Annotated in this window: 6 protein-coding genes; all 6 read left to right on the plus strand. The window is 66.3% G+C overall.

Features of this window, described 5'->3' with window-relative positions; genetic code table 11:
- The first annotated feature begins 151 nt into the window (after positions 1–151).
- The 6 genes from WBB14_RS31165 (at position 152) to WBB14_RS31190 (ending at position 6,240) form a co-directional block, all read left to right on the plus strand.
- Positions 152–394 carry a hypothetical protein gene (locus WBB14_RS31165; protein ID WP_424243201.1) on the plus strand — a complete coding sequence of 81 codons (243 nt, stop codon included), beginning with the start codon at positions 152–154 and terminating at the stop codon, positions 392–394.
- Positions 395–499: 105 nt separating this feature from the next.
- Entirely contained in the window at positions 500–1,003 is a 504-nt protein-coding gene (locus WBB14_RS31170) for an RNA polymerase sigma factor (RefSeq protein WP_424243202.1), read from the plus strand.
- Entirely contained in the window at positions 1,000–1,998 is a 999-nt protein-coding gene (locus tag WBB14_RS31175) for a FecR family protein (RefSeq protein WP_424243203.1), read from the plus strand. The genes WBB14_RS31170 and WBB14_RS31175 overlap by 4 nt, the downstream gene beginning before the upstream one ends.
- A gap of 211 nt (positions 1,999–2,209) precedes the next feature.
- Complete coding sequence (gene fhuE / locus WBB14_RS31180; protein WP_424243204.1) at positions 2,210–4,561, plus strand: ferric-rhodotorulic acid/ferric-coprogen receptor FhuE; 2,352 nt, start codon at positions 2,210–2,212, stop codon at positions 4,559–4,561.
- A 156-nt stretch (positions 4,562–4,717) separates the two neighbouring features.
- A complete protein-coding gene (locus WBB14_RS31185; protein WP_424243205.1) occupies positions 4,718–5,227 on the plus strand; it encodes a sigma-70 family RNA polymerase sigma factor in 510 nt (169 codons plus the stop codon).
- A gap of 11 nt (positions 5,228–5,238) precedes the next feature.
- Entirely contained in the window at positions 5,239–6,240 is a 1,002-nt protein-coding gene (locus tag WBB14_RS31190) for a FecR domain-containing protein (protein ID WP_424243206.1), read from the plus strand.
- Positions 6,241–6,477 lie beyond the last annotated feature (237 nt).

Here is a 6,477-nt window from a genome sequence, read left to right on the forward strand (position 1 = left end):
GCAATTAGCACCTATCAGAATGTCAGGGATTCCCCTCTATCAAGAATTGCAAAGCGGGCGCAAGGTGGCAGCACGGGCGTGAAGGGCCGCTATACGATCAAGGGGCTCGCCCGGTGCGCGGGACAACAAGCTTCAGATTGAGGAGACGTGGATGTCTCAGTTGGATTGGACGTCCGGCGATACCAAGCCGGAACGGCAGGGCTACTACGAAACGCGGTTCGACACAGGATGCACCGCCATCACGCTGTACAGCGTCTTGGGCTGGATGCCGGTAAAGACGCCGGGCAACATGGTGAGCTGGCGGCCCTTGCCGCCCGCCGTCGAGAAGCAAGAGGCCGAACGCCACATACAGGAATTGCGAGAGGCGCAGAGCCACATTCCGATGGATTACTAGCAGGGCGGGCACGGAGACGCTCGCGATAGTCCTGGCACGCAGTTGCGATAATGAGAATTATTTGTAAAATTCGCGGCGTCGCCTTCTTCGTTGTCCGATCGGTTCATGTCCCGCTCTCCTCCGCCCCGCACCGGCTGGCTCGCCTACTATGACGAGCTGGTCGGGGTATGGAGCCGGCGGATCGGCAACCGGCATGACGCGGAGGATGCGGCGCACGATGCCATCGAACGCCTGCTGAAGGCGGATGCCAGCGTTGCCTTGAAGGCGCGCAGCTACTTGTTCCAGGCCGCCGGGCATCGCTTGATCGATCGCTGGCGCCGGCAGGAACGAACCGAACACGTGCCGCTGGATCTGCTGGACGAAGCCGAGCAGCCCGCCTGGACCGACCCGGAATCCCCGGTGCGCGCGTCGCGCCTGGCCGACGACCTGGCCCAAGTCCTGGCAGAATTGCCGCCCAAGTGCCGTGAAGCCTTCGTCCTGAATCGCATCGAAGGCTGGACGCAGGCCGAGGTGGCTCAGCATATGGGCTTGTCCAAGAACATGATCGAACGCTACGTCATGCGGGCGATCGAATTCGTGCGCGACCGCATGCGTGAACACAATCCATGACGATGCCTTCCACCCATGATCCCGGGGAGCCGCTTGCGGCCGATACGGCGGCGCAATGGTTTGCGCGCTGGCATTCGGGCGAACTGACGCGCCGCCAGCGCCGCGACTTTGCCCGGTGGCGGCGCGACCACCCCGAGGGTGCGCGCGAGTTCGACCGCATGCAGCAGTTGGGGCGGGCGGCTGCCGGATTGTCCCGCGATCAAGTCCGGACGCTGCTCGGCGGAGAGGTCCCGCCACGGCCTCGGCTGCAGCGCCAGGGCCGCCTTGCGCTGCGCCTTGCCGCCGGCTGTGCGGCCTTGGGCGCAGCCGCGCTGGTGGCGTGGTGGAGCCTGCCGACGGAGGTTCCGGCGTACACCGCAACGCTCAGCGCGGAGCGCGGTGAACGCCGGCAGGTGACGCTGCCCGACGGCTCCATGCTGGAGATCAACGGCGCCACGCGCGCCGACGTAAGGCTTTACGCCGAACGCCGGGAAGTGGCGCTGGACCGTGGCGAGATCCTGTTTACCGTCAGCGCCGATGCCGCCCGTCCATTCATCGTGCGCGCCGGTAGCGGCGTGGTCCGCGTGACCGGCACGGTCTTCGACGTGCGGCGCGATGAGGAACAGGTGGCGGTGCTGGTGGCGTCCGGCACGGTGGAGGTGTCGGGCGGCCGCTGGTGGAACATGGGCCATGCCGTGCTGCGCGCGGGCGACGCGATCCGCGTGCCTGGCAGCGGCGCGATCGGCGTGCCGGCGCCCGCCGATGTCCAGAGCGCGATCGCCTGGCGGGAAGGGCGGGTGGTGTTCAAGAACGCGCCGCTGGCCGAGGTGGTGCGGGATATGAACCGCTACCTGTCCACGCCATTGCGGCTGACGGACGACAAGGTCGGGCGCCTGCGGGTGTCGGCGTCATTCAGCCTGGATCGCCCTGAAGCCCTGGTCGACGCCTTGCCGGCCGTGGCGCCAGTAAAGCTGACGCCGAGCGCGGATGGCGCCCTCGACATCAGCGCCAGGTAGGCCCGGCGCGGCGCGGTTACAAAATAAATGAGAATGGGATTCAGGTTTATCTTGGGCTGATTCGTTCTACGAAGGAAGGCGGCAGCCGCCGCGTTTCCATTTCGGGAAACGTTCCCCGTATCGTCGAACAGAACAGCAGGTACTTGTGACTATTCCAGCAGCCCGGCAATTCCCCGCGGCCACGCGTTTTGCGTGCGCGTCTCCGCGTTTCATGCTTTCTTCCTTGGTGTTGGCCTTGAGCCTGGCGACGGCGGGCGCGCCCGCGAGCGCATGGGCCCAAGCGCCCGCCGTATCGATCGACATCGCGGCGCAGCCCTTGGGCGATGCCCTGATGCAATGGGCGGCGCAAACCAAGGTGCGTGTCTTCTATGCGCCCGAGGTGGTGGCTGGAATCGGCAGCAAGGGCTTGCGCGGCAGGCTGGAGCCGGAGGAGGCCTTGCGCAGCCTGCTGCAGGGCTCGGGCGTGACCTACCGCTGGCAGGGCGACAGCATCATCCTGTCGCGCGATGGCGGCGTGGCCAGCCTGGCGCCTGTCACGGTGCTGGGCAACATGGATCCGGCGGTGACCGAGGGCACCGGGTCCTATACGACGCCGGCTTCGGCCGCAGCCACCGGGCTGACCCTGTCGCTGCGTGAAACCCCGCAGTCGGTCAGCGTCGTGACGCGTCAGCGCATCGATGACCAGAACCTGCGCTCGCTGGACGAGGTGATGGGCAATGTGGTCGGCGTGCAGGTGGTCAGCGAAGATACCGATCGCACCGATTTCTGGTCGCGCGGCTTCTACATCGACAGCCTGCAGTATGACGGCGTACCCACCACCATCGGCCTGTCGATGTATGGCGAATCCGACAATGATTCGTTCATCTACGACCGCATCGAAGTGGTGCGCGGCGCCACCGGGCTGATGACCGGAGCGGGCAACCCTGGCGCTTCCATCAATCTGGTGCGCAAGCATGCCAACAGCCGCGAGTTCACCGGGATGGTCAGCGCCGGCGCGGGTTCGTGGAATCAATACCGCGGCGCCGTGGACATGTCCACGCCCTTGAACCAGGAAGGCACCGTGCGCGCGCGCATGGTGGCGTTGTATCAGGGGCGCGATTCCTACATCGACCTCTACCATGCGAACAAGAAGGTGTTCTACGGCGTCATCGATGCCGATCTGACGCCGTCGACCCGGCTGAGCGTGGGGGCGGATTATCAGGATAAGCGTCCGCGCGGATCCACCTGGGGCAGCCTGCCGGTGGTGTTCAGCGATGGCACGCCGACCGACTGGCGGCGTTCCAAGACCACGGCGGCGGACTGGACGTACTGGCACACCACCAACCAGACGGTGTTCGCCACGCTGGAGCATCGCTTTGCCAACGATTGGGAAGTCAAGGCCGACTGGTCGCAGCGCAAGAGCAAGTACGACGCCAAGCTCCTGTACCTGTACGGCGACCTGGATCGCGCCACGGGAACAGGCCTGGCGGCACTGCCGGGGTACTGGAATTCCTACGCGCAGCAAACCTCGCTGGACCTGCAGGCCACGGGGCCGTTCAGCCTGTTTGGCCGCAAGCATGAACTGGTGGTGGGCGCCATGCGCAGCCGCTACGGCGAGGACTTCTACCGCTATGGTTTCGACCGCGCCACGCTGGCGGATACCGGCAACTTCTACGAGTGGGACGGATCGTACGCGCAGCCGGCCTGGACGGAGGCCAGCTTGCGCGATACGGTCACGCACCAGCGCGGCGTCTATGCCGCCGCCCGGTGGTCGCTGACGGACGGGTTGACCGCCATCACGGGCGGCCGCTACGCGACCTGGGAATCGAAGGCGCCCACGCGCGACCAGAAGGATTCCCAGTTCATTCCGTATGCCGGCTTGGTGGTGGACCTGAACGACACGTACTCTGCCTACGCCAGCTACACCGACATCTTCCAGCCCCAGGACAATCGCGACAGCAGCGGCAACTATCTGGACCCGGTGCAGGGACAGAACTACGAGGTGGGCCTGAAGGGCGAATACCTGGATGGCAGGTTGAATGCGTCCGTCGCGCTGTTCAAGGTCAAGCAAAGCAAGGTGGCGGTGCTGGACGGCGATAAGCTGGTGCCGGGCACGCCCGATCAGGCCTACAAGACCGCCGACGGCGTCACCACCAAGGGCATTGAACTGGAAGTGAGCGGACAACTGGCGCAGGGCTGGAACGCCTATGCCGGCGGCACCTACTACGCCAGCCGCGACGCGCAAGGCGTGTCGGTCAATCCCGAGCGTCCGCGCGCGGTGGCCAGGCTGTTCACCACTTACCGACTGCCGGGGGAGTGGAGCCGTCTGACGGTGGGGGGCGGCGTCAACTGGCAGCTGTCGAGCTATTCCGAAGTCAGCGCCGGCGACAACACGGTCACGGTCAAGCAGAAGGCCTACGCGATCTACAACCTGATGGCGCGTTATGACTTCAATTCGCGCCTGTCCGCGCAGATGAACCTGAACAACCTGTTCGACAAGAAGTACTACCTGGGCGGCGTGGGCAACCAGGTCTATTACGGCGAGCCCAGAAGCGTGTTCGTCAACCTGACGGCCAAGTTCTGACTTCGCGGCACGCGCCGGGGCGGACCTGGCGCGGCTTGCGGCATGCCGCCGCAGGCTTCCGTCCGCGGTTCTTGTAAAGAGGCCGAAGATAATTATAATTGCGAATCATTTTCATTAAAGTGGGAACGTCTGGCCTAGACGCCCGGGCGCACCGTCATGCCATCCTCTACCTTCGCTCCTCGCGCCGAGGTGCAATCGGTCTATCAGGCGCACCACCAATGGTTGCGCAGCGTGCTGCAACGCAAGCTGGGCAATGTGTCCGACGCGGCCGATGTGGCGCACGACACGTTTGAACGGCTGATCCGCGCCGACATCCGCGAACCGCTGAATGAGCCGCGCGCCTATCTGCGCACCATCGCCACGCGCCTGCTGATCGGCCGGGCAAGACGGGCCGCGCTGGAAGCGGCCTATGCCGAGTCGATTGCGTTGCAGCCGGTGGCGGTGGAGCCTTCGGTCGAAGCTCGCGCCCTGATCCTGGAAGCCTTGGAACAGGTTTGCGAACTGCTCGACAGCCTTCCCATGAACAGCCGCCGGATCTTCCTGATGGCGCAGGTGGACGGCATGTCCTATGCCGAAATCGGCGAGCGGCTGGACCTGACGCCCAACGCCGTGCAGAAGTCCCTGGCCCGCGCGCTGGTGCATTGCTACACGGCCGTCTACGGTTGAGGCCGGGCCGGATGGAAACCGCAAAGCTGCTGCGGCCACATGCGCCGGAAGCGGGGCCCGTGGATCCCAAGATCGTCCGCCAGGCCGCCGACTGGTGGTCGCGGCTGCGCGAGGATGTGACAGACGAGGAACGTACGCGCTTCGAATGCTGGCGCCAGGCGCAGCCTGCGCATGAACTGGCCTGGCAGCGGCTGAACGCATTGACGCGCGATGTGGCGGCGGGCGTGGCCGAAGCCGGCAGCGGGGTGGCCGCGCGCACGCTGCGGCAAGCGCCGTTGATCCAGTCGCGCCGCAATGCCATCCGCTGGATGGTGTCGGCGGCCGGACTGGGCCTGGGCGGCTGGGCCGTGAGCCAAAGCGGCGCCGTCCGTGCGCTGTCGGCGGACTTGCGCAGCGGCACGGGTGAACGACGCGCAGTGACGCTGCCGGACGGCACGCTACTGGAGCTGAACACCGCCAGCGCGGTGGACCTGCGCTTTACGGCCAGCCAGCGCGAACTGGTGCTGCTGGAGGGCGAGATCCTGGTGACCACTGGCCAGGATCCGCTGGGCCGGCCTTTCACCGTGCGCACGCGCGCCGGCGTGCTGACGCCGGTGGGCACGCGCTTCCTGGTGCGCGGCCTGGAAGATGGCCGCATCCGGGTGGCGGTGCTGGAAGGCGCGGTGGACGTGCGCGGCCTGGATCCGAACGATGCGCCGCGTCGGGTGCCGGCCGGCGGGCAAGCGGAGTTCTCGGCCGCAGGCGGCTTTGCCGCCGGGCCGCTGGAAGCGGGCGCCTCGGCGTGGCTGGATGGAATGCTGATCGCCGATGAAATGCCGCTGTCGGCCTTTCTGCGTGAGCTGGGCCGTTATCGTCCGGGCCGCTTGAGTTGCTCGGGCGAGGCGGCTGGCCTGCGCGTGGTGGGGGCGTTTCCGCTGGCGGACAGCGACCAGGTGCTGGCCATGCTGCAGGAAGTCCTGCCGGTGCGCGTGCGCCGCTACACCCGCTACTGGGTCACCGTGGGATTGGCATGAACCTGGCGCCGTCAGACTATTTTGTAACAGCGGCGGCGGATATCCCGATCTCGCGCTTCATGTAAAGAATGCAGCCGGTCTTCAGGCTGCGCCGATTCTTCATGAGCCAGGGAACCCATTCATGTCTTCTCGTCTAGTCCGCGCCGCGGCCCTCGTCCGCCTTCCCCTGCCGCGCACGGCCTTGAGCGCCGCGCTGCGCTGCGTCCTGCCTGGCGTCATGGCCGCGGCGCTCTGGCC

It is taken from the genome of Achromobacter sp. (assembly GCF_049647645.1).
In the GTDB taxonomy this organism is placed as follows: Bacteria; Pseudomonadota; Gammaproteobacteria; order Burkholderiales; family Burkholderiaceae_B; genus Achromobacter.

Excerpts from the sequence above, each read along its gene's own strand:
- WBB14_RS31175 (WP_424243203.1), top strand. The coding sequence starts at position 1,000 with ATGACGATGCCTTCCACCCATGATCCCGGGGAGCCGCTTGCGGCCGAT.
- WBB14_RS31185 (WP_424243205.1), top strand. The coding sequence starts at position 4,718 with ATGCCATCCTCTACCTTCGCTCCTCGCGCCGAGGTGCAATCGGTCTAT.
- WBB14_RS31190 (WP_424243206.1), top strand. The coding sequence starts at position 5,239 with ATGGAAACCGCAAAGCTGCTGCGGCCACATGCGCCGGAAGCGGGGCCC.
- fhuE (WP_424243204.1), top strand. The coding sequence starts at position 2,210 with ATGCTTTCTTCCTTGGTGTTGGCCTTGAGCCTGGCGACGGCGGGCGCG.
- WBB14_RS31170 (WP_424243202.1), top strand. The coding sequence starts at position 500 with ATGTCCCGCTCTCCTCCGCCCCGCACCGGCTGGCTCGCCTACTATGAC.
- WBB14_RS31165 (WP_424243201.1), top strand. The coding sequence starts at position 152 with ATGTCTCAGTTGGATTGGACGTCCGGCGATACCAAGCCGGAACGGCAG.